Genomic DNA, 2847 nt, shown 5'->3' with positions numbered 1-2847 from the left:
CAGGTTGATATGTAAATTTGCAAACGGTGAAAATTATAATTGTCAGGCATATCATCCTCTATATACAGGGGAAAATATTTTGGGAGATATCATATATGAAAAGGGTCAATAGACCCTTGATAAAAATCTGCGACCACTTTCAATATTTCCTTGGGGAGCAACAATAAACCAGGTCCAAAGGCAACTTGTACCGCATCCCGACCAAAAACAGCTCCTGCTTGTCCTTCCAATATGCCCATTCTTGAGGCCTTTTTTAAATTGGCTTCTTGTATCTGTTGTCCCAATGCTGCCAGAGAAGGCATTTTCTGTTCTTTCCCATGAGAAACAACCGAGAGGATCATTTGGAAACGAGGATTTCCATCGCTAGATGGAGCTAACGGTTTAAGGGCCAAATGGATAGGCTTTGTATGAGATCCAGGACCAGCAACCCAATCGGCAAATAGTCCATTATTCGATCCGGATGGGTCTTCTAGCACAATATAGATATCATCTAATACACTAAGATCCAGTCCTTCTCTTTTAAGAAAAGTCCTTACCTCTCTCATAAAACTCTTATGAGCAGCAGATGTTACACTTTTAGCACGTTCTACATCTCTCAGAAACCTGCCTGCTCCAGCTTCGCGAGATGATACGTCATAAATAGCATCTGTAATTCCTTCAAGAACATCATTTATAAGAAGCTTCTGTACCTCTCTCTTTAATTGTCCAAAACGATCAGAGCCTTTCACTCCATATTCTTGAAGAACACGATTATATAAATTAAGCATGGCATATCCTATCCCTATGCCTTCTCTAAAGTCTGGATCTTGTACTGAAGCCAATGGGGGCACTGCGTCTTGAAATAGTCCAAAATCTTCAACCCATGTAGCATAACGAATTTTTTTACGAAGAGGTGCATCATCAATTATTTCATCTAAATTATAGCAAATCCACAATGCAAGTGAACCATCTCCTATATTATCTGTGGAAATGTTACCTTGGAATGCCTGTTTAAGAAAAGCTATTTTCTCATTCTCATTTCCTTCCCTTTGAAGTACATTTTCAATATAATCGAGCACCTGCATTACAGAATTAACTTCTGGATTTTCAGGATCATAAAAAAGACCGTGATGGTCAAAAATAATCCCCTTAACGAGTTCTCGGATATCTGGGCGTCCACCTTCGAATGCAATATCTTCAACTAAAGCCTGTAGCTCCTGAGTAATACCAGCATCATTGTCAAAAATAACTAAACCAGCGCCCATTCTTTCAGCTTTAATAAGTTTCCTCCATTCCTCTCGAAATTGCCGCGGCGTAGTAATTGTGATCCTGACAGTAGCAACTCTTTGCCGAAGAGTTCGAAGAGTGCTTGTTAAAACTTTATTAGCCTCGGAGATCGGAAAAAACTCAATAGTATTTGCGTTCCTACTCATAGCTTTTGCACCGGGGAATTCATATCTGTTGTGTATATGATACTACTCTATAAAATAATACTCAATATGATTTTTAGGTTCTTCTTGAACGTAGGTTATCTTCATATTATAATACTAGTGAAAATTTTATTAATTAATTTGAAAAAAAAATTAAAGATGGTATATTAGTAGTAGTATAATCAATAGTATATATATGAGCAAGATAGTTATCTCAAAAAAATTTCAGCTATATAGATCTTATAAAATATTTTTCTTTTTAGCAATATACCTGTCTCTCATTTTATATCCTTGTTCGACACTAAAAGCACAATTAGAAGAAGATTATATAAAATTCCATTCCGAAGTCATAGCCATAGCGCCTCACCAGGAGTATATTATAATCAACGGCGGGCAAAATAAGGAAATTGAAATAGGCGACAGTGTAATAGTTCATAGAAACGAAAAGGAGATAGCCAAAGCCCGCATCGTAGAACTTAGCACAGAGCTTTCAATGGCTGAAATCCTGTCTATGGAAAATGGGGGTAAAATCAGGGAGAGCGACAGCATATTAATACTGAAGAAAAAGAAAACATCTACCGAAAAGTTTGGGTATGATTTAGAGAAAACTAAAGAAATAGTGGAAATGGAGGAGGAAATTCAATCTTTAAAAGAAATAAATGCACAATTGTTTTCTGAAATAGTCGAATCAAAAAAAGAAAAAGGCAGTGATGTAGTCAGACTGGAAAAGAAGATTGTCACCTTGGAAGAAGTCAAGAAGAATGCGCAGGACGAGTTCAATAAGAAACTATATGACCTTAAAACGGAAAAAGATAAAACATATTATCAACTCACCAAACAGATCGTCTCTTTGAAAAACACTCAGGCTGAACTGGAGAATCAAATCATCTCACTGGAAAAGGGAAAAACCGGCCTTGAAAATGACCTCGCAAAAGAACTCCGCATTAAATCCAAAATAGAATCTGAACTCATTGCAAAGGTCACCTCTTTAGAAAGCACAATGAACGAGTTAGAACAACAAAAAGCCTCTCTGGAACAGTCCAAGAAGGACACATGGGATGAGCTTAATAAAAAGATATATGAACTTGAAAACGAAAAAAATAAGATCGGAAGTGACCTTACAAAAAAACTCGATACTAAATCCAAGGCAGAGATTGACCTAATTACAAAAGTTGCCTCTTTAGAAAGTACGGTGGATAAGTTAAAAAAACAAAATGCCTCTCTGGAGCAAGCCAAGAAGGATACCTGGGATGGGTTCAACAAAAAGCTATATGAACTTGAAAACGAAAAAAATAAGATCGAAACTAACCTTACAAAAGAACTTACTAGTGAATCAAAGATAAAAATCGATCTGAATACAAAGATTGCTTCCCTAGAAAGCACTATAGATAAATTAGCGGAACAGAATGCCTCCCTGGAACAAACTAAGAAAAATATT

General features: G+C 36.5%; 2 protein-coding genes. One reads left to right on the top strand and one right to left on the bottom strand.

Annotation, left to right across the window (positions count from 1 at the left end; all coding sequences use genetic code 11):
• Positions 1 to 89: 89 nt before the first annotated feature.
• Positions 90 to 1412, bottom strand: a complete 1323-nt coding sequence (locus KKC91_09195; protein MBU0478727.1) for a hypothetical protein — start codon at positions 1410 to 1412, stop codon at positions 90 to 92.
• A gap of 193 nt (positions 1413 to 1605) precedes the next feature.
• Between KKC91_09195 and KKC91_09190 the strand changes: the two genes are divergently transcribed.
• A partial coding sequence (locus KKC91_09190) for a hypothetical protein (protein MBU0478726.1) occupies positions 1606 to 2847 on the top strand: 1242 nt, incomplete at its 3' end.

Source organism: bacterium, assembly GCA_018812485.1.
GTDB lineage: Bacteria > JAHJDO01 > JAHJDO01 > JAHJDO01 > JAHJDO01 > JAHJDO01.
Note: the sequence above shows the minus strand (reverse complement) of the source record. Positions and strands in the feature narration are given on the sequence as shown.